The sequence below is a fragment of the Aeromonas sp. Y318-1 genome (genome assembly GCF_027706125.1).
GTDB classification, from domain to species: Bacteria; Pseudomonadota; Gammaproteobacteria; order Enterobacterales; family Aeromonadaceae; genus Aeromonas; species Aeromonas hydrophila.
Genome location: NZ_JAPDCM010000020.1, coordinates 54272 through 73720, shown reverse-complemented (window position 1 = coordinate 73720; position 19449 = coordinate 54272). Strand labels below are relative to the sequence as shown.

Below are 19449 nucleotides of genomic sequence, written 5' to 3'. Positions count from 1 at the left end.
TGATATGGCTCAGTTGGTAGAGCGCATCCTTGGTAAGGATGAGGTCCCCAGTTCGACTCTGGGTATCAGCACCATTAAATATTAAAGCCTCCCAATCGGGAGGCTTTTTTGTATCCGCTTTTCTCAGTTTACCGAGATCTGCCTGGCATCGAGATAGAACCGAGCCTGTCCGGAGGCTTCTATCTGAATGGCTGCCACCAGTCGTTCATTGCGAGTGTATTCCCACTGCTTGTCGATCGACGTCAAGGGTGGTTTGTTGATACCCAGTGTCTGCAGATACTCGTGAAACAAGCCTGCGCTGCCGATCTCGGTCAATCCTGCTTTCATCCCAATCAACTCCCTTTTATTGTTGCTGTTTATCAATAGTAACAGTCTCATATGTATTCAATATGAACGCTTTTCTATCAAATTGATCCAAGCTAAGTTGTGGATTGAAAAAGCCGTTGGTGTTTGAAAAAAGGAAGCAAAAACATGCTGATAAAGAACCTGCGTCTGGTCGGCAGGGAGGGGATGTGGCAGATCCTCTGCCAGGATGGCCTGATCCGTGCCATCGAACCCATGAGCACCCATCTGCTCGCAGCCCATGAGCTTGATGGTGAGGAGGGGCTCGCCATCGCCCCCTTTATCGAGCCTCACATCCATCTTGATACCACCCAGACGGCCGGTGAGCCGAGCTGGAACCTGTCCGGCACCCTGTTCGAGGGGATAGAACGCTGGGCCGAGCGCAAGGCACTGCTGACCCATGAGGATGTGAAGCAGCGGGCCATCCAGACGCTGAAGTGGCAGATCGCCAACGGCATCCAGTTCGTCCGCACCCACGTGGATGTCTCCGACCCCAATCTGGTCGCTCTGAAGGCGATGCTGGAGGTGAGGGAGGAGATGAAGGAGTGGGTGGAGTTGCAGATAGTGGCCTTCCCGCAGGAGGGGATCCTCTCCTACCCCAACGGCAAGGTGCTGCTTGAGGAGGCGCTCAAGCTGGGCGCCGACGTGATAGGCGCCATCCCCCATTTCGAGTTTACTCGGGAATACGGGGTCGAAAGTCTGCACTACATGTTCGATCTGGCCGAGAAGTATCAGGTTCTGGTGGATGTGCACTGCGACGAGATCGACGACGAGCAGTCCCGCTTCATCGAGACGCTGGCGACCCTGGCCTACGAGCGCGGCATAGGCCATAGAGTCACCGCCAGCCACACCACCGCCATGCACTCCTATAACGGCGCCTATGCGTCGCGCCTGTTCCGGTTGCTGAAAATGGCGGACATCAACTTCGTCGCCAATCCGCTGGTGAACATCCACCTGCAGGGGCGCTTCGACAGCTATCCCAAGCGTCGCGGCATCACCCGGGTGAAGGAGATGCTGGAGGCGAACATCAATGTCTGTTTCGGTCATGACGACGTGTTCGATCCCTGGTATCCCATGGGCACCGCCAACATGCTGCAGGTGCTGCATATGGGGCTGCATGTCTGCCAGATCATGGGCTACGAGCAGATCAACGACAGCCTCAAGCTGATCAGCAGCCACAGTGCACGTACCCTGAATGTGCATGATCGCTACGGCATCGAGGTGGGCAAACCGGCCAACCTGCTGATCCTGCCCGCCGAGAACGGCTTTGATGCGGTGCGCCGCCAGGTGCCGGTGCGTTACTCCATTCGCGGTGGCCGGGTGATTGCGCAAACCACTCCATCCCGCACCTCGATTCATCTTGCTCAGGTCGAGCCGGTCGACTTTCGCCGCTGATGCGGGTGATGTCGATTAATTGCCCTGCTGTCCCCCGGGCCTGACATTTTGCATAATGTCGGCCCGATACTATGGAGGCATGATCCCATGCAAACCTGGTTATATGTTGCTGCTGGCGGGGCCATTGGCGCCTGCCTGCGCTTTGGTATCGCCGAACTGATGGCGCTGCTGTTGGGACGTCATTTCCCCTATGGCACCCTGATGGTCAACGTGGTCGGCTCCTTCATCATGGGCATTGCCTTTGCGCTGATCAGCCATGGTCATGTGGTGGAGCACCCGCTGAAACCGCTGCTGATGGTGGGTATCCTCGGCGCCCTGACTACCTTCTCCTCCTTCGCGCTGGATACAGTAGTACTGGCCCAGCAGGGGGCCTATCTGAAAGCCGCCCTCAATATCGGCCTCAACCTGTTTCTCTGTCTGGCCATGGTGGTGCTGGGGATGCAGTTGGTCGCCAGCCGGGTTTAAGGTGTCCGCACGCCATTGGCTCTGGTAAACTGGCGGCCATTCTTTGCTCTATGGGTGTTTAAGGGATGTCAGAACAGACTACGACAACGCATTTTGGCTTTAAAACCGTGGCCTCGACCGAGAAGGAAACCCTGGTCGCCGGCGTCTTCCATTCGGTGGCAGCCAAGTATGATCTGATGAACGATCTGATGTCGTTCGGCATCCACCGCCTGTGGAAGCGCTTCACCATCGACTGCTCCGGCGTACGCAAGGGTCAGAAGGTGCTGGATCTGGCCGGTGGTACCGGCGATCTGACCGCCAAGTTCTCCCGCATCGTCGGCGAGACCGGTCAGGTGGTGCTGGCGGACATCAACGACTCCATGCTCAAGGTGGGCCGCGACAAGCTGCGCAATCTGGGAGTGGCCAACAACGTCTCCTACGTGCAGGCCAATGCCGAGGCGCTCCCGTTCCCTGACAACCATTTCGACGTCATCACCATCGGTTTCGGCCTGCGCAACGTCACCGACAAGGACAAGGCGCTTGCCTCCATGTTCCGGGTGCTCAAGCCAGGTGGCCGCCTGTTGGTGCTGGAGTTCTCCAAACCAGTCAGCGAAGTGATCGCCAAGCTGTATGATCTCTACTCCTTCAAACTGCTGCCGAAAATGGGCGAAATCGTCGCGAACGACAGCGAAAGTTACAAATACCTGGCGGAATCGATCCGCATGCACCCGGATCAGCAGACTCTGGCAGGCATGATGGAGAATGTCGGTTTCGAACAGGTCGAGTTTTACAACCTGACCCAGGGCGTGGTCGCCCTGCACCGCGGTTACAAGTTTTAAGGTCGCCTATGCCGATGGATGCCATGGTCACCGCGGTGATCGAAACCAGCCTCAACCAGCTGCTGCGACTCGACAAGCAGAGTCCGGAGCGGCTGCGCAAATTGACGGGCAAGGTACTCAAGCTGGAGCTGCGCGAGCTCAAGCCACTCTGGTTTGTCTTCTCCGAGCGCCGGCTGGATGTGCTGGCCAAATTCGAAGGGGAGGCCGATGCGGTGCTGAGCCTCTCCCTGACCGCGCTCGGCCTGCTCAAGGACCCCTCCGCGCTGACCCGCTACATCCGCGAGGAGAAGCTGGATCTGAGCGGCGACCCTCAGCTGGTGCAGGCGTTCAGCGTGTTGCTGGGCGAGCTGGATATCGACTGGGAAGAGGAGTTGTCCCGTTATACCGGCGATGTGCTGGCCCATACCCTGCTGCGCGGTGCTAGTCAGGCACGTCGGCTGCTGGGACGTGAATTGTGCCGCAGCCAGCGCCAGCTGGCCGAATACCTGACCGAAGAGATCCGGCTTGCGCCGGGTCCGCTGGAAGTGGCCAGCTTCAACGACGATGTCGAGTTGCTGGCTCAGCAGATGAAAGCGGTCGAGCTGCGGCTGGCCCGCTTCGAGCAGCAGGTAGCCTGATGACCCCGAAGGAGTTCAAACGCCTCTATCGCATCATCAGTATCCTGCTGGAGCAGGGCATCGACGAGCTGGTGCCCGCCCGTTACCAGCCCTGGCCTGGCCGGCTGGCACGTCGCAGCCTGTTCTGGCTCAAGAACAAACGTCAGGGGCTGAACCGCGGTGCCCGCATCCGGCTCGCCTTCGAGGCGCTCGGCCCCATCTTCATCAAGTTCGGTCAGATGCTCTCGACCCGGCGCGATCTGCTGCCGCCGGACATCGCCGAGGAGCTGGCACTGCTGCAGGACAGGGTACCCCCCTTCTGTGGTCAGGCGGCCCGCCGCCAGATCGAGGCGAGCCTGGGTTGCACCATCGAGACCCTGTTTGACGATTTCGACGAGACGCCGCTGGCGTCGGCCTCCATCGCCCAGGTGCATACCGCCCGGCTGAAGGAGAATGGCCGCGAGATCGTCATCAAGGTGATCCGTCCCGACATCGAGCCGGTCATCGAGGCCGACCTGCGACTGATGCAGGCGCTGGCCCGTCTGGTGGCCCGTTTCGTGCCCCAGAGCGGACGACTGCGCCCCATCGAGGTGGTGGAAGAGTATCGCAAGACCATCCTCGATGAGCTCAACCTGATGCGCGAAGCGGCCAACGCCATCCAGCTGCGCCGCAACTTCACCGGCTCCGAGGCGCTCTACGTGCCCGAGGTCTTCACCGAGCACTGCCGCGAGCAGGTGCTGGTGATGGAGCGGATCTACGGCATTCCGGTCTCCGACATTGCCGCGCTGGAGGCCAACGGCACCAACATGAAGCTGCTGGCCGAGCGCGGGGTGGAGGTGTTCTTCACCCAGGTGTTCCGCGACAGCTTCTTCCACGCCGACATGCACCCGGGCAACATCTTCGTCTCCTACGAACATCCGGAGAATCCGCTCTGGATCGGCATCGACTGCGGCATCGTTGGCACCCTCAACCGGGAAGACAAGCGCTACCTGGCCGAGAACTTCCTCGCCTTCTTCAACCGTGACTACCGCCGTGTGGCCGAGTTGCACGTGGAGTCCGGCTGGGTGCCGCCCGATACCAAGGTGGACGAGTTCGAGTTCGCCATCCGTACCGTACTGGAGCCCATCTTCGAGAAGCCGCTGTCCGAGATCTCGTTCGGCCACGTGCTGCTCAACCTGTTCAACACCGCGCGCCGCTTCAACATGCAGGTGCAGCCGCAGCTGGTGCTGCTGCAGAAGACCCTGCTCTATGTGGAGGGGCTGGGTCGCCAGCTCTACCCGCAGCTCGATTTGTGGCAGACCGCCAAGCCCTATCTGGAAAACTGGATGTACCAGCAGGTGGGACCCAAGGCGGTGTGGAATGCCATCAAGGAGAAGGCGCCATTCTGGGCGGAAAAGCTGCCGGAACTGCCGGAGCTGGTCTACGAGACCCTGCGCCAGACCCGTCATCAGCAGCGTCACTTCGACCAGATGTTTGCCGATTTTCGCCGGCACAGTCGCCGCCAGGGTCAGGCTCGCTACCTCTTAGGAGTTGGAGCCAGCCTGCTATTGGCCGGTGTATTCTTGCTGACCCAAAAACAACACATTGAGTGGGGACAAATCAGCCTCGCTGGCGCCGGGTTATGCTGGCTGCTGGGTTGGTTGCGAACCCGTTCTCATTAAATAAACTGCGCCAGCGGGCGCCTGTTCTGGAGAGAAAGTCATGGGTGGTATCAGTATTTGGCAATTGTTGATCATCGCAGTCATCGTCGTGCTGCTGTTCGGTACCAAGAAACTGCGCGGCATCGGCGGTGATCTGGGCGCCGCGGTCAAGGGCTTCAAGAAGGCGCTGTCCGACGAGCCGGAGACCAAGTCCGAGCAGAAGGATGCCGAGTTTCCGCCGAAACAGCTGAATGAAGCGGCCGGTCAGCCTAGCGATGCTGCCAAGCAGAAAGATAAAGATCAGGCCTAAGCCATGTTCGATATCGGTTTCTGGGAGCTGGTTGTCATTGGTGTCGTCGCCCTGGTGGTGCTCGGCCCCGAGCGGCTGCCCGTGGCGATCCGTACCGCCAGCCACTGGATCAGACTGATCCGCAGCACCGCCAACTCGGTCAAGGCCGAGCTGGAGCAGGAGCTCAAGTTGCAGGATCTGCACAACGACCTGAAGAAGGCCGAACAGTTGCAGATGAACAACCTGAGCCCCGAGCTGCAGGAGTCTATCGAGCAGCTGAAAACGGCCGCACAATCGGTGACCCGTCCATACGAACAACAAAATACCATCCAGCCAGCGCCGGCCGCCGCCGAGGTGAAGGAGGAGCCCGCAGCCCCCGTCAGTGTGGCGACACCTGATGAGGAGCCTACCGTGATCCCCGCCGCAAGTGCCCAGCCGAGCGCCAAACAAGGGGAGGTGAAGCCATGAGTCAGGCCGAACAACCCCTGATCAGCCATCTGGTCGAGCTGAGAACGCGCCTGCTGCGCTCCATCTCGGCCATCCTGCTGGTGTTCATCGCGCTGATCTACTTCTCCAACAACATCTACGACTTCGTGGCCCAGCCGCTGCTGAGTCAGTTGCCGGAAGGGACCAGCATGATAGCGACGGATGTGGCGACCCCCTTCCTGACGCCGATCAAGCTGACCCTGGTGGTCTCCTTCTTTGTGGCGATCCCCTATCTGCTCTATCAGGCCTGGGCCTTCATCGCCCCCGGTCTGTACCAGCATGAACGGCGCCTGATCATGCCGCTGGTCGCCTCCAGTGCCGTGCTGTTCTATGCCGGCATGGCGTTCGCCTACTACGTGGTGTTCCCGCTGGTGTTCGGTTTCTTCACCAGCACCGCGCCCGCCGGGGTGACGGTGGCGACCGACATCGCCAGCTATCTGGACTTCGTACTGACCCTGTTCTTCGCGTTCGGGGTGGCGTTCGAAATTCCGGTGGCCACCATACTGCTGTGCTGGACCGGGGTGACCAGTCCCAAGAGCCTGCGGGAGAAGCGTCCCTACGTCATCGTCGGGGTGTTCGTGGTCGGCATGCTGTTGACGCCGCCCGATGTCTTTTCCCAGACCCTGCTCGCGATCCCCATGTGGGGCTTGTGGGAGATAGGTCTGTTCTTCGCCCGCTTCTACGTGAAAGAAGAGAGCGAAGAGAAGCAGGAACAGACTGAAGAGGGGAGCTAAGGCTCCCTTCCTCTTTTCATGCTCCCGTTCGAGGCGTATGGTAAGGCCCCATTGAGTAGATGGTTTTCAAATACCTGATATGTCTTCCTTTTGTTCGGACCCGCTGACCCCATGATCGACATAGGTGTAAACCTGACCAGCAACCAGTTTGCCGATGAACAGGCCGATCTGGTGGCCCGCGCCCGCGCCACCGGGGTGGAGGCGCTGATCCTGACCGGCACCGATCTGGTCGGCAGCCGCGAGAGCGCCACCCTTGCCGCCCGCTGGCCGGGTTACTGTTTCTCCACCGCCGGGGTCCACCCCCACGATGCCAAAAGCGTCGATGAGGTGACCCTGCCCGCCCTGCGCGAGCTGGCGGCGCTGCCACAGGTGGTGGCCATCGGTGAGTGCGGGCTCGACTACAATCGCGACTTCTCGCCCCGTCCGGTGCAGGACGCGGTATTCGACGCCCAGCTGGCGCTGGCCGCCGAGCTCGGGATGCCGGTGTTTCTCCACTGCCGCGATGCTCACGCCCGTTTCATCGAAATCCTGCGCCCCTGGCTGCCCAAGCTGCCGGGGGCCGTGCTGCACTGCTTCACCGGCTCCGACGAGGAGCTGGACCAGTGTCTGGCGCTGGGGCTGCATATCGGGGTGACCGGCTGGCTGTGCGACGAGCGTCGCGGCCAGCTGCTGCGCGAGCAGGTGGCCCGCATTCCGGCTGGCCGGCTGATGATCGAGACCGATGCTCCCTATCTGGTGCCGCGGGATCTGAAGCCCAGACCAAAACGCAACGAACCCGCTTTTTTGCCGCACATCGCCCAGGTGGTGGCGGCCTGCCGTGGTGAAGCGCCCGAGGCCTTGCTGGCCCACACCCGGGCCACCTCCGCCGCGTTCTTCCAACTTCCTCTTCAGGAGTGATTCATGGCTACAACTCTTCCAGGCGCCTTTCCGGGTCGCCGTCTGCGCCGGGTGCGCAAACATGATTTCAGCCGTCGTCTGGTGCGCGAGAACGTACTGACCGCCAACGATCTCATCTATCCCGTGTTCGTGCTGGAGGGGGAGAACCGTCGTGAGGCCGTCACCTCCATGCCGGGGGTGGACAGGCTCTCCATCGATCTGCTGCTGAAAGAGGCTGCCGAGCTGGTTGCGCTGGGCGTGCCGGCTATCGCCCTGTTCCCGGTCACCCCGCTGGAGCAGAAGAGTCTGCTGGCGGAAGAGGCCTACAACCCGGACGGGCTGGCCCAGCGGGCAACGCGCGCCCTCAAGGCAAGCTTCCCGGAGCTGGGGGTTATCACCGACGTGGCGCTCGATCCGTTCACCACCCATGGTCAGGACGGCATCATCGATGACGAAGGCTATGTGCTGAACGACATCACCACCGAGATCCTGGTGAAGCAGGCGCTCTCCCACGCCGCTGCCGGGGTCGATATCGTCGCACCGTCCGACATGATGGACGGCCGCATCGGCGCCATCCGCGCGGCGCTGGAAGAGAACGGCTTCATCAACACCCAGATCATGGCCTACTCCGCCAAGTACGCCTCCTGCTACTACGGTCCGTTCCGCGACGCGGTGGGCTCTGCCGGCAACCTCGGCAAGAGCAACAAGGCCACCTATCAGATGGATCCGGCCAACAGCAACGAAGCCCTGCACGAGGTGGCACTGGATATCCAGGAAGGGGCCGACAGCGTGATGGTCAAGCCGGGCATGCCTTATCTGGACGTGATCCGTCAGGTGAAGGATCAGTTCGGCGTGCCGACCTTCGCCTATCAGGTGAGCGGCGAGTACGCCATGCACATGGCGGCCATTCAGAACGGCTGGCTGAAGGAGAAGGAGAGCATCATGGAGTCCCTGCTCTGCTTCAAGCGGGCCGGTGCCGACGGCATCCTCACCTACTTCGCCAAGCGGGCTGCCCAGTGGCTGCAGGAAGACGCCAGACGCTGATGCAGCCTGCCTGATGTCACCCACAATGCCGGCCCCTGGGCCGGCATTGTCGTCTTTGGCATCTGGATCGCCGTTTTAATGAGCAGATCTCGGCGAAAAGTGGACAACAGGCCGCGCTCTGGCAGGCAAAGGCTTGATTAATGAGGTTTCTGCCTACATCTTAGGTAGTCCAAGCAAGCTTCTGGACGGCAGGGGCTGTAGAGAATTTAGAGGTATCGCAGGATGAACAACCCTTTGCTGACAATGGACTCGCTGCCCCCTTTCAGCCAGATCCAGCCCGATCAGGTCCAGCCTGCCGTGACGCAGGCCATCGCTGATTGCAAACAGAAGATCAGCGATGTGCTGGCCCAGCGCGACCCGCACACCTGGGACAGCCTGATCGCCCCGCTGGAAGAGGTCAACGACCGCCTGGCGCGGATCTGGTCGCCGGTCAGTCACCTCAACTCCGTACTCAACAGCGAAGCGCTGCGCGCGGCCCACGACGCCTGCCTGCCGCTGCTGTCTGAATTCCAGACCTATGTCGGCCAGCACGAGGGGCTCTATCAGGCTTATCGCGAACTGGCCGAGAGCGACGACTTCCCGCTGCTGAGCGGCGCCCAGCGCAAGGAGATCCAGAACACCCTGCGCGATTTTCGTCTGTCCGGTATCGGCCTGCCCACCGAGGCGCAGCAGCGCTACGGCGAGATCCAGGCCCGCCTCTCCGAGCTGGCCTCCCGTTTCAGCAACAACGTGCTGGACGCGACCCAGGGCTGGAGCAAGCTGGTGACCGACGAGGCCGAGCTGGCCGGTTTGCCGCAGAGCGCACAGGCCGCTGCCCGCCAGCTGGCCGAGCTGAAGGGCAAGGAGGGCTGGCTGTTCACCCTGGACATCCCCTCCTACCTGCCGGTGATGATGTATGCCGACAACAGCGCGCTGCGCGCCGAGCTGTATGAGGCCTTCACCACCCGTGCCTCGGATCAGGGCCCCAATGCCGGCAAGTGGGACAACTCCGCCATCATGACCGAGCTGCTCACCCTGCGCCGCGAGCTGGCCCAGCTGCTCGGCTTTGGCAACTATGCCGAGTTGTCGCTCGCCACCAAGATGGCGGACAAGCCCGAGCAGGTGGTGAACTTCCTGACCGATCTGGCGGCCAAGTCCCTGCCGCAGGGCAAGGCCGAGCTGGAAGAGATCCGCGCCTTCGCCGCCGAGCAACACGGGCAGGGCGAGCTGGCCGCCTGGGATCTCGCCTACTACGCCGAGAAGCTCAAGCAGCACAAGTTCTCCATCTCCGACGAGCAGCTGCGCCCCTACTTCCCCGCCAGCAAGGTGGTGAAGGGGCTGTTCGAGGTGGTCAAGCGGGTGTTCGGCATGAAGGTGCGCGAGCGCCTCGGCATCGATACCTGGCACCCGGACGTGCGCTTCTACGACATCTTCGATGCCGAGGACGAACTGCGCGGCAGCTTCTACCTCGACCTCTATGCCCGCGAGCACAAGCAGGGCGGCGCCTGGATGGACGTCTGTCTGGGTCGTCGCTACCGTCAGGATGGATCCTTGCAAAAGCCGGTGGCCTACCTGACCTGCAACTTCAATGGCCCGGTGGATGGCAAACCCGCCCTGTTCACCCACAACGAAGTGGTCACCCTGTTCCATGAGTTCGGCCACGGCATTCACCACATGCTGACCCGCATCGACGTGGCCGGCGTGGCCGGCATCAACGGCGTGGCCTGGGATGCGGTGGAACTGCCGAGCCAGTTCCTCGAGAACTGGTGCTGGGAGTCCGAGGCACTGGCCTTCATCTCCGGCCATCACGAGACCGGCGAGCCGCTGCCTGCCGATCTGCTGGAGAAGATGCTGACCGCCCGCAACTTCCAGGCGGCGATGCAGATGCTGCGCCAGCTGGAGTTCGCTCTGTTCGACTTCCGTCTGCACCAGGAATTTGACCCGGCCAGCGCGGATCAGATCCCGGCGCTGCTGGATGAGGTGCGCAGCCAGGTGGCGGTGATGACGCCGCCGGCTTTCAACCGCTTCCAGCACAGCTTCTCCCACATCTTCGCCGGCGGTTATGCGGCGGGCTACTACAGCTACAAGTGGGCCGAGGTGCTCTCTGCGGATGCCTTCTCCCGCTTCGAGGAGGAGGGGATCTTCAACCCGGCTACCGGCCAGTCCTTCCTGAAGAACATCCTGGAAAAGGGTGGCTCCAAGGAGCCGATGGAGCTGTTCCGAGCCTTCCGTGGCCGCGAGCCTCAGGTGGATGCGCTGCTCCGTCACAGCGGGATTGCTGCGTGAGTTTGCGGGCCCCGGCTGGCGTGAGCTTCAAGCAGGTACAGTTTTGCCATATAGTGGGATCACAGCGTGATTTTTGAGATAAAAAGGGACCTTTTGGTCCCTTTTCTCAAGGCTTTTTAATATCTTGCGGATAGCATGTTTGCACTGTCCCCGGCTCTTCAGTAGAGTCGGGTCCTACCTTCCAAGGAGAGAAAGAACCTTGCCATGAGGCGAGCACTCGAGTCTGTCTATCAAATCATCTCAAGTCTGTCTCATTCGAGTGGTCAGGGATATTTCGATACCTTTGTGAGTGAAATCGCAGCAGCGGTCGGGGCCGACTTCGTCCTGATTTCAGGCAGGGATCAAGCGGGGCTCTCTTTCAAGGTACACGCTGCCCACCCCGCGTCTCTCGACACCACCAACTTCAGCTTTCCGGTCAGCGCCACCCTGGGGGAGATCACCCTGCAGGAGGGAGAGACCTGGTTCAGCGATCGGGTACAGCAGCTGTTTCCCCATGCCGCTGTGTTGCAGGCCTGGCACATCCAGGCCTATGCCGGCATCGCCCTCAAGAGTGCCCAGGGGGAGACGGTCGGTATCTGCAGCGTGCTGTTCAAGCGGCCGCTCACCAACATGGACAAGGTGATGGGCCTGTTGCGCCTGCTGGCCCCGCTGGCCGGGCGTGAACTGGCGCTGATGCTGCAACAGCCGGCACCGCCCCAGCCCGAGTACCACGATTTTCTGCACACCATGATGTCCCATGCCCCGGTCGGGATCGGCAAGCTCGATTTGAACGGCAAGATCCTCTGGACCAATCCGGCCATCGAAAAGATGCTGGGTTACAGCCAGAGCGAGCTGCTGCACCGCACCGCCGCCGAGCTCAATCATCCGGAAGACTGGCTGCGCAGCGCCGCCTGCTATGAAGAGCTCAAGCGCGGTGAGCGCACCGCCTTCACCCAGGAGAAGCGCTACCTGCACCGGGACGGTCAGGTGTTGTGGGGGCGGGTCACCGTCACCCTGGTGCGGGACGATCAGCTGCAGCCCGACTACCTGATGGTGGTGCTGGAGAACATAGATCCCCTCAAGCGCCACGCCGAACAGCTCAAGCTCTCCCACCGGGTCTACGACAACCTCTCGGAGGCGATCCTGGTGTGCGACGCCGACAGCCGCATCATCTCGGTCAATCCGGCGTTCGAGCAGATCACCGGTTACAGCGAGGAGGAGGTGTGCGGCCAGCGGCCCAGCATGCTCAAGTCCGGGCTGCACGATCAGGCCTTCTACGCCGACATGTACCACGCGCTGGAGCGGGTGGGGGTGTGGCGCGGCGAGGTGTGGAACAAGCGCAAGAACGGCAAGCTCTATCCCCAGCAGCTGATGATCAGCACCCTGCGGGAAGGGGGGCGCATCAGCCAGTACATCGCCATCTTCAGCGACCTCTCCCAGACCAAGCTGGCGGAGCAGAAGATCGCCGCCCAGGCCAACTACGACAACCTCACCGGCCTGCCCAACCGCTGGCTGTTCGGCCGCTGCCTGAGCCGCTTCTGCGAGCGGGGCGAGCGCTTCGCGCTGATGGTGCTCGATCTCAACAACTTCAAGGCGGTCAACAACAGCATGGATCACCACGCCGGTGACGCCCTGCTGCGGGAAGTGTCGGATCGGCTGGTGAGCCGGGTGCGCACCGAGGACCTGGTGGCCCGCATCGGCGGCGACGAGTTCGCCTTCCTGGTGCCCGGCATAGTCAACCGTCGTCAGGCCGAGGTGTTTGCCAAGCAGGTGATCGGCGGCTTTGCCCGTCCCTTCATGCTGGCCAACCAGCACCTCTATGTGACGGCCACCATCGGCATCACCCTCTGTCCGGGCGATGGTCTGGAGAGCGACGAGCTGCTGCGCAACGCCGAGCAGGCGCTGTTTGCCGCCAAGCGGCAGGGACGGCTGCTCGGCAGCTATTGCGCCTCCATGCGCGAAGAGGTGCGCCAGCGCCACCAGATGCAGCAGGACTTGGCGGAGGCGATCAAGCTCGAGCAGTTGACCATGGCCTACCAGCCGATCTGGGACAACCGCAGTGGCCGGGTCGCCAAGCTGGAGGCGCTGGTGCGCTGGTATCACCCGCACTGGGGCCAGGTGTCGCCGGCGGACTTCATCCCGCTGGCGGAGGAGGCGGGGCTCATCCAGGGGCTGGGGGCGCTGGTGCTGTGGCAGTCGTGCCGGGATCTGGCGCGGCTGCAGCAATCCGGCTTCCCGGATCTGCAGATGTCGATCAATCGCTCCACCCTGGAGTTCCAGACCATAGATCCGGAGGCGAGCGAGTGGCTCAAGGTGATCCACCACTTCGGGCTGGACCCGGCGGACATCGTCATCGAGATCACCGAGTCCCTGCTGATGGAGACCAGCGATCAGCACAGGGTGCGGATCGATGCGCTGCGCGAGGCGGGCTGCAAGCTGGCCATCGACGACTTCGGCACCGGCTATTCGGCGCTCAACTATCTGCGTAACTTCCCGGTGGACCTGGTCAAGATCGACCGGGCCTTCGTGCGCCACATCCCGTTCAATGAACAGGACCGGCTGCTGCTGGACGGCATCATCAACATAGTGCACAACCTCGGCATGCAGGTGGTGATCGAGGGGGTGGAGACTCGCGAGCAGCTCAACTTCCTCTGCCAGAAGGGGTGTGCCTTCACCCAGGGCTATCTGCTGAGCCGGCCACTGGCCTACGACGACCTCACCGAGTACCTGCAGCTCAACGACAAGAGCATGTTCCTGCAGACCAGCTAGCCCCTCCGCCCCTCCTTCGGCCAGAGCCCCTACAGCGACCTTCGGGGGCTGTGATACACTCCGCCCACTGATACCGCCACACAGTCGATACCATGCAGATCCTCCTCGAAGACCCCGCCAAGGCGCCTCAGGCAGAAGCCCTGGCCAGCCAACTCGGCCAGACCGACCTTCCCCAGTTTGCCCTGGTGTTCACCGCGGCGCGGCTGGAGCTGCGCAAGCTGGACGAGCCCAAGCTGGGCGCGGTCTATGTGGACTTCGTCGAAGGGGCGGTCGCCCATCGCCGCAAGTTCGGCGGCGGCCGTGGCCAATCCATCGCCAAGGCGGTGGGACTCAAGGCGGGCGCCATGCCGCGCGTGGTGGATGCCACCGCCGGGCTGGGGCGCGATGCCTTCGTGCTCGCCTCACTCGGCTGCAAGGTGACCATGATCGAGCGCAGCCCCGTGGTGGCCGCCCTGTTGCAGGACGGGCTGGCGCGGGCGGCGCTGGACCCGGAGATCGGCCCCTGGGTACGCGAGCGGATGGAGTTGCGGCACGGCCCGGCGGTGGAGACCTTGCTAGGGCTGAGCGAGCGGCCCGACGTCATCTACCTCGACCCCATGTTCCCCCACAAGCAGAAGTCGGCGCTGGTGAAAAAAGAGATGCGGGTGTTTCAGTCGCTGGTGGGGCCGGATCTCGACGCCGATGCCCTGCTGCCGGCGGCGCTCGCCATGGCGAACAAGCGGGTGGTGGTGAAACGGCCGGACTACGCCGGCTGGCTCAACGAGCACAAGCCGAGCATGGCCATCGAGACCAAGAGCAACCGCTTTGATGTCTACGTGATGGCGGCGCTGGTGGGATAACGCCGCACGCGAGGGATAAAAGAAGAGGGCCAACCCGATGGGGTTGGCCCTCTTGCCATCTATTGGCCGTCGGCTGGGGCCGGCGGAGCAAAGCGGATCAGCTTCTCCTCCCCCTGCCAGCTGAGCGCCATGGTGGCCAGCTCCGCCAGGCTCAGTCGCTCGCCACCGTGCAGCAGCAGGTACTCGACCCCTGCTCTGGCCTCGATGGTGCGGATCTTGTCCGCCCACTGGCGGCCATCCCGGCCGGTGAGGGTGACCGGCAGCTGCCAGCTGGCGGCGATCTCCAGCCAGTCGTAGAGATCGCAACTGATGGGTTGGTAGGTGCTCATGTGCGGGTTGCCCTCTGGTCGCCGGTTACTGGAAGTTGATGCTGGTGGCGGGCGCCACCACCGCCTGGGCTTTCTGCACCTGTTCCAGTTGCAGCGGGTCGCCGGCCAGCGCCGGATCGTCCTCGTTGCCATTGCAGACCAGCGCCAGATCGTAGCTGCCGAGATTAACAAATCCCAACTCGTAACCAAAGCCGCCACCGCTTTGCGGCAACACGGGCGCGCTGGCGTAGAAGCCGTTGTCGCTGTCTGCCATGTCGGGGTAGTTGTCGTCGCTTCTGGGCTGGTAGAAGTAGACGAAGGCCTTGTCGGTCAGCTGGCCGCCGCACAGCCCGGCTGCGATCGTGCCCTTGACGGTAGTGACCTGGGTGTTGTTCACCAGCCGCACCCCTCTGGGTTTGAGCTTGTAGTACTGCTCGTGGCCCGGCAGAACCATGGCCTGGCGCAGGTCGAACTCGGTGGTGAAGGCGCTGAGGCCGTTGGCGGCGATGGTGAAGGCATCCAGCTTGAGTTCGCTGCTGGGCACCTCCAGCGGCTTGATCACCCCATCATCCCGTTTGACGTAGGAGTAGGGGGTGCCGTCCAGAAACTGGTTGGCGACCTCCCGCCCGTCCAGTACCCGCAGTCGCATCTGGCTGTAGTCGCCGGGCACCACGCTCTGGCTGGCCAGCAGCGGGCGGCTGGCGGAACCCTGGTAGTGCAGCAGATCGATATAGGTGAACAGCGGCCTCCCTGCGCTGTCGAGCGGGATGGTCTCGCCGCTCGGGGTGCAGCCATCGTCCTGGGCCGAGGTGAGAAAACTGGCGGTGGTCCAGCTTTGCTCGGTGCCGGCGACGGGGTGGATGCTGATGTTGGCGACGGCGATGCAGACCTTGCTGACGGCATCCACCGGGGCGTCAGAGAAGGCCAGCGAGAGCTGGGCCTGTTGCGGGTTGTTGTTGTCGCCGCCGCCTCCGCCGCCACAGGCGGTGAGCAGGGCGGTCAGGCCGATCAGGGTCAAGGGTTTCATGGCGTCCATTCCGGTTGTGAAGACAACCCTACTCTAGTCGAGCGACGGTAATGGCGGGGGTGGCAGCCAGCGGGAAAAGGACGAGCTCGGTGCGCCAACCCAATGAAATCAAGGATCAGCTTTGAACGGCGCCAGTCATGGCTGCGAAAGAGATTGTCGGAGCAGCAGGGCAGGCACTGATTGGGCGAGGCCCAATCAGGCTTCCAGCAGCCGGGTGGGCCAGCCCATCTTCTGCTGGCGTTCCACCTCGAAGCGCAGTTCGCTGGCGCGCAGGTAGTGCTCGTCCAGCCAGCCGCTCGGCAGGGTCAGGGTCAGTGCATCTTCATCGGCTTCGAGGGTGAAGCGGGGCACTGTGCCCTGGGTGCGGCGCATGCAGAGGATCAGCGCGATGCGCAGGATGCGGGCCAGCCGGATCGCCTGGCGACCGGTGACGGCACCCTGCTTCTCCAGTGGTTCCAGCTTGAACTCGTCCCGCTGGTTGAACAGCAGGGCCGACAACAGCTTCTTCTGGGCCGGGGTAAAGCCAGGCATGTCGATGTTGTCGATGATGTAGGCGGCGTGTTGCGGCGCCTTCTTGTACTCGATGCACAGACCGATCTCGTGCAGCAGGGCCGCGTAGCGCAGGATCGGGCGCCCGTAGCGTTTCGAGAGTCGCCAGGCCGGCTGCAGCTGGTTGAACGCCTCGACGGCGGTGTCGCGCACCCGTTCGGCGTGCTCCTTGTCCAGCTGGTAGCGATTGATCAGGCTGTCGGCGGTGCGATCGCGGGCATCACAGTCGTGATTGTTGCCGAGCAGGCCGTAGATCAGCCCTTCGCGCAGGGCGCCACCCGCCAGGGTCATGCTCTCGATGTTGAGGGTTTCGAAGATGGCGATCAGGATGGCGAGACCGGAGGGGAACACGGTTAGCCGTTCGGCCGCCAGTCCTTCCAGTTGCAGCTGGTCGAGCTTGCCGCAGGCGATGGCCTGACCCATCAGCTCTTGCAGCTTGGGCAGGGTGACCCGCTCGCTCTTCCCCTGTGCCAGCATGATCTCTTGCAATGCCTGCACCGTGCCGGAGGCGCCGACACAGGTACGCCAGCCGAGCACACGATAATCTTCCGCCACCTTCTCCAGTACCGCCTTGGCGGCGGCGATGGCCTGCTTGAAGCGGGCCTCGGAGAGCTCGCCGTCACCGAAGTGGTTGTTGAGCCAGGTGACGCAGCCCATGTGCAGGCTGTTGAGCAGTTTCGCTTCGCTGTGTTCGCCGATCACCAGCTCGGTACTGGCGCCGCCGATATCGATCACCAGCCGGTTGCCTTCGCCGGCCGAGGTCCAGGAGACCCCCTCATAGATGGTCTTTGCCTCTTCCTCGCCCGAGATGATCTCGATGCTGTGGTTGAGCACCCGTTCCGCTTCGCTGAGGAACTCGTCGACGTTGGTGGCAAGGCGCAGGGTGGCGGTGCCCACTACCCGGATGTTGTCGGCCGGAATGTCCTGCAACTGTTCGGAGAACAGGCGCAGGCAGTCCCAGCCCCGCTCCATGGCGGCACGGCTGAGACGAAACTCCGGATCGAGCCCGGCGGCGAGGCGAACCTTGCGCTTGACCTTGGTGACGGTGCGCAGGGCACCGGCGACCTCGCGCACCACCAGCATGTGAAAGCTGTTGGAGCCGAGGTCGATGGCGGCATAGAGCGGCGAGTTGTGCAACTGGGCCAGTCCTTTCAGCTCTTGCGGGGCGGACGACGGCGGTTGTTGCTGTTGCCACCGCCTTGGCGATCGCGCATGTTGCGATTCACCGGCTGACGGTTGCGGAACACCCGCTTCGGTGCGGTCACATCATCCAGCAGCGCCTCGCGGTCATACTTGCTGACCGGGATCGGGTGGTGGATGTACTCCTCGATGGCCGGCAGGTTGAAGGCATAGTCTTCACAGGCCAGACTGATGGAGTGACCGCTCTTGCCGGCACGACCGGTACGACCGATGCGGTGTACGTAGTCTTCGGCGTCGTCGGGCAGGTCATAGTTGAAGACGTGGGTCACGTCCGGGATGTGCAGACCGCGGGCGGCCACGTCGGTGGCAACCAGAATGTCGAGCGTGCCCTTGGTGAAGTCTTCCAGGATCTTCATCCGCTTCTTCTGCGGCACGTCACCGGTCAGCAGGCCGACGCGGTGGCCGTCGTTCTCCAGCCAGGCATGAACGTCTTCACAGACGTGCTTGGTGTTGGCGAAGACAATGGCTTTCTCCGGCCACTCCTCTTCCATCAGGGAGAGCAGCAGCAACATCTTGTCTTCGTTGGAGGGGTAGAACAGCTCCTCCTTGATCCGCACGCCGGTCATCTGCTCCGGCTCGATCTGTACATGTTCCGGGTGGTTCATGTGTTCGTAGGCCAGCTCCTGCACCCGCAGAGAGAGGGTGGCGGAGAACAGCATGCTCAGACGCTCGGTGGCGGGCGGCATGCGGCGGAACAGGAAACGGATGTCCTTGATGAAGCCGAGATCGAACATGCGATCCGCTTCGTCCAGTACCACGACCTGAATATTGCTCAGATCGATGACCTTGGACTTGAAGTAGTCGATGATGCGGCCGGTGGTGCCGATCAGGATGTCGACCCCTTGCTCCAGCACGGCCAGCTGCTTGTCGTACCCTTCGCCACCGTAGGCGAGGCCGAGCTTGAGGCCGGTCGAGGCGGACATGCTCTCCGCGTCGTTGTAGATCTGGACCGCCAGCTCCCGGGTCGGGGCCATGATGATGGCGCGCGGCTGGTTGATGAGGCGCGGCTTGGTCAGCGGATGGGTCAACAAATAGTTGAAGGTGGCGGCCAGGAAGGCAAGGGTTTTGCCGGTCCCTGTCTGGGCCTGACCGGCGAGGTCATGACCTTCTACCAGCAGTGGCAGAGACAGTGCCTGGATGGGGGTGCAATAGTGAAATCCCTTTGATTCCAGACCAGCCAGAACTTCGGGTTCGAGGCCCATTTGGGCGAATTTGTCGGTCGTTAAATGTGTTTTGCTCATGGCGGTAGGTTATCAGGTTAGGCTTGCAATAATAAACAGGATCATTTCAAATAGGGCAACTATTGCCTTTGTTGATACGTCAATAAAGCCTTAATTACTGACTGGAGTTGGAGATGAGTGACAAGATTGTTCAGCTGAGCGATGCCAGCTTCGAGGCAGATGTAATCAAAGCCGATGGCGCCGTTCTGGTCGACTTCTGGGCCGAATGGTGTGGTCCGTGCAAGATGATTGCCCCGATCCTGAACGAAGTCGCCCAAGAGTATGCCGGTCGCGTGACCGTGGCGAAATTGAACATCGACCATAACGCCGACACTCCGCCCAAGTATGGCATTCGTGGTATTCCGACCCTCTTGCTGTTCAAAAATGGCGAAGTGGCAGCGACCAAGGTCGGTGCCCTGTCCAAGACTCAGCTGAAAGAGTTCCTGGACGGTAACCTGTAATAATCAAAGAGGAGCGCATTGCAATAATGCGCTCCTTCTGTTTTATCACCTAGACGCTCACCCCGATTGGTGCTAATTTATCGCTCGTTTGCTAACCTTTTTGCCTGACTCTTTGCTCACACATCAGCCTGGCAAATCAAATCCGAT

The 19449-nt window shown here is 62.0% G+C and carries 19 protein-coding genes; 14 read left to right on the top strand and 5 right to left on the bottom strand.

From position 1 onward, the window contains the following. Positions 1 to 123: 123 nt before the first annotated feature. Positions 124 to 378, bottom strand: coding sequence for a hypothetical protein (locus OKB87_RS21820; RefSeq protein WP_016348944.1), 255 nt, complete (start codon positions 376 to 378; stop codon positions 124 to 126). Positions 379 to 471: 93 nt separating this feature from the next. On the opposite strand from OKB87_RS21820, the gene OKB87_RS21815 reads away from it, so the two are divergent. The 13 genes from OKB87_RS21815 (at position 472) to OKB87_RS21755 (ending at position 14537) form a co-directional block, all read left to right on the top strand. Then, entirely contained in the window at positions 472 to 1737 is a 1266-nt protein-coding gene (locus OKB87_RS21815; RefSeq protein WP_270828512.1) for a cytosine deaminase, read from the top strand. An 87-nt stretch (positions 1738 to 1824) separates the two neighbouring features. Beyond that, a complete protein-coding gene (gene crcB / locus OKB87_RS21810; RefSeq protein WP_016348946.1) occupies positions 1825 to 2202 on the top strand; it encodes a fluoride efflux transporter CrcB in 378 nt (125 codons plus the stop codon). Between the two features lie 65 nt (positions 2203 to 2267). Next, a complete protein-coding gene (ubiE, locus tag OKB87_RS21805) occupies positions 2268 to 3020 on the top strand; it encodes a bifunctional demethylmenaquinone methyltransferase/2-methoxy-6-polyprenyl-1,4-benzoquinol methylase UbiE (protein ID WP_011704116.1) in 753 nt (250 codons plus the stop codon). 8 nt (positions 3021 to 3028) lie between these two features. Beyond that, on the top strand, positions 3029 to 3637 hold the full coding sequence (locus OKB87_RS21800; RefSeq protein ID WP_043118072.1) for a ubiquinone biosynthesis accessory factor UbiJ: 609 nt from the start codon (positions 3029 to 3031) through the stop codon (positions 3635 to 3637). Next, positions 3637 to 5277: a ubiquinone biosynthesis regulatory protein kinase UbiB gene (gene ubiB / locus OKB87_RS21795; RefSeq protein ID WP_011704118.1), complete on the top strand. Its 1641-nt coding sequence runs from the start codon at positions 3637 to 3639 to the stop codon at positions 5275 to 5277. The genes OKB87_RS21800 and ubiB overlap by 1 nt, the downstream gene beginning before the upstream one ends. 40 nt (positions 5278 to 5317) lie before the next feature. Then, a complete protein-coding gene (gene tatA, locus OKB87_RS21790) occupies positions 5318 to 5566 on the top strand; it encodes a Sec-independent protein translocase subunit TatA (protein ID WP_011704119.1) in 249 nt (82 codons plus the stop codon). Between the two features lie 3 nt (positions 5567 to 5569). Then, complete coding sequence (gene tatB / locus OKB87_RS21785; protein ID WP_270802265.1) at positions 5570 to 6013, top strand: Sec-independent protein translocase protein TatB; 444 nt, start codon at positions 5570 to 5572, stop codon at positions 6011 to 6013. Beyond that, positions 6010 to 6765 carry a twin-arginine translocase subunit TatC gene (gene tatC / locus OKB87_RS21780; protein ID WP_011704121.1) on the top strand — a complete coding sequence of 252 codons (756 nt, stop codon included), beginning with the start codon at positions 6010 to 6012 and terminating at the stop codon, positions 6763 to 6765. The genes tatB and tatC overlap by 4 nt, the downstream gene beginning before the upstream one ends. A 111-nt stretch (positions 6766 to 6876) precedes the next feature. Further along, entirely contained in the window at positions 6877 to 7662 is a 786-nt protein-coding gene (locus tag OKB87_RS21775; RefSeq protein ID WP_270802263.1) for a TatD family hydrolase, read from the top strand. Positions 7663 to 7665: 3 nt separating this feature from the next. After that, entirely contained in the window at positions 7666 to 8685 is a 1020-nt protein-coding gene (gene hemB, locus OKB87_RS21770) for a porphobilinogen synthase (protein ID WP_024945496.1), read from the top strand. A 222-nt stretch (positions 8686 to 8907) separates the two neighbouring features. Next, positions 8908 to 10950, top strand: a complete 2043-nt coding sequence (gene prlC, locus OKB87_RS21765) for an oligopeptidase A (RefSeq protein WP_270828511.1) — start codon at positions 8908 to 8910, stop codon at positions 10948 to 10950. A gap of 204 nt (positions 10951 to 11154) precedes the next feature. Next, on the top strand, positions 11155 to 13698 hold the full coding sequence (locus OKB87_RS21760) for a putative bifunctional diguanylate cyclase/phosphodiesterase (protein WP_017410822.1): 2544 nt from the start codon (positions 11155 to 11157) through the stop codon (positions 13696 to 13698). 92 nt (positions 13699 to 13790) lie between these two features. Beyond that, positions 13791 to 14537: a class I SAM-dependent methyltransferase gene (locus OKB87_RS21755; protein WP_270828510.1), complete on the top strand. Its 747-nt coding sequence runs from the start codon at positions 13791 to 13793 to the stop codon at positions 14535 to 14537. Positions 14538 to 14596: 59 nt separating this feature from the next. Here the strand turns inward: OKB87_RS21755 and OKB87_RS21750 are convergent, their stop codons facing one another. The 4 genes from OKB87_RS21750 to rhlB form a co-directional block, all read right to left on the bottom strand. Further along, positions 14597 to 14866, bottom strand: coding sequence for a Rho-binding antiterminator (locus OKB87_RS21750; RefSeq protein WP_042065856.1), 270 nt, complete (start codon positions 14864 to 14866; stop codon positions 14597 to 14599). Between the two features lie 25 nt (positions 14867 to 14891). After that, positions 14892 to 15872 carry a DUF4382 domain-containing protein gene (locus OKB87_RS21745; RefSeq protein WP_270828509.1) on the bottom strand — a complete coding sequence of 327 codons (981 nt, stop codon included), beginning with the start codon at positions 15870 to 15872 and terminating at the stop codon, positions 14892 to 14894. A gap of 195 nt (positions 15873 to 16067) precedes the next feature. Next, complete coding sequence (gene gppA, locus OKB87_RS21740) at positions 16068 to 17558, bottom strand: guanosine-5'-triphosphate,3'-diphosphate diphosphatase (RefSeq protein WP_043165729.1); 1491 nt, start codon at positions 17556 to 17558, stop codon at positions 16068 to 16070. Between the two features lie 14 nt (positions 17559 to 17572). Beyond that, positions 17573 to 18862 carry an ATP-dependent RNA helicase RhlB gene (gene rhlB / locus OKB87_RS21735; RefSeq protein ID WP_252376168.1) on the bottom strand — a complete coding sequence of 430 codons (1290 nt, stop codon included), beginning with the start codon at positions 18860 to 18862 and terminating at the stop codon, positions 17573 to 17575. A gap of 113 nt (positions 18863 to 18975) precedes the next feature. Between rhlB and trxA the strand changes: the two genes are divergently transcribed. Beyond that, positions 18976 to 19302 carry a thioredoxin TrxA gene (gene trxA, locus OKB87_RS21730; protein ID WP_005307306.1) on the top strand — a complete coding sequence of 109 codons (327 nt, stop codon included), beginning with the start codon at positions 18976 to 18978 and terminating at the stop codon, positions 19300 to 19302. The last annotated feature ends 147 nt before the right edge of the window (positions 19303 to 19449 follow it).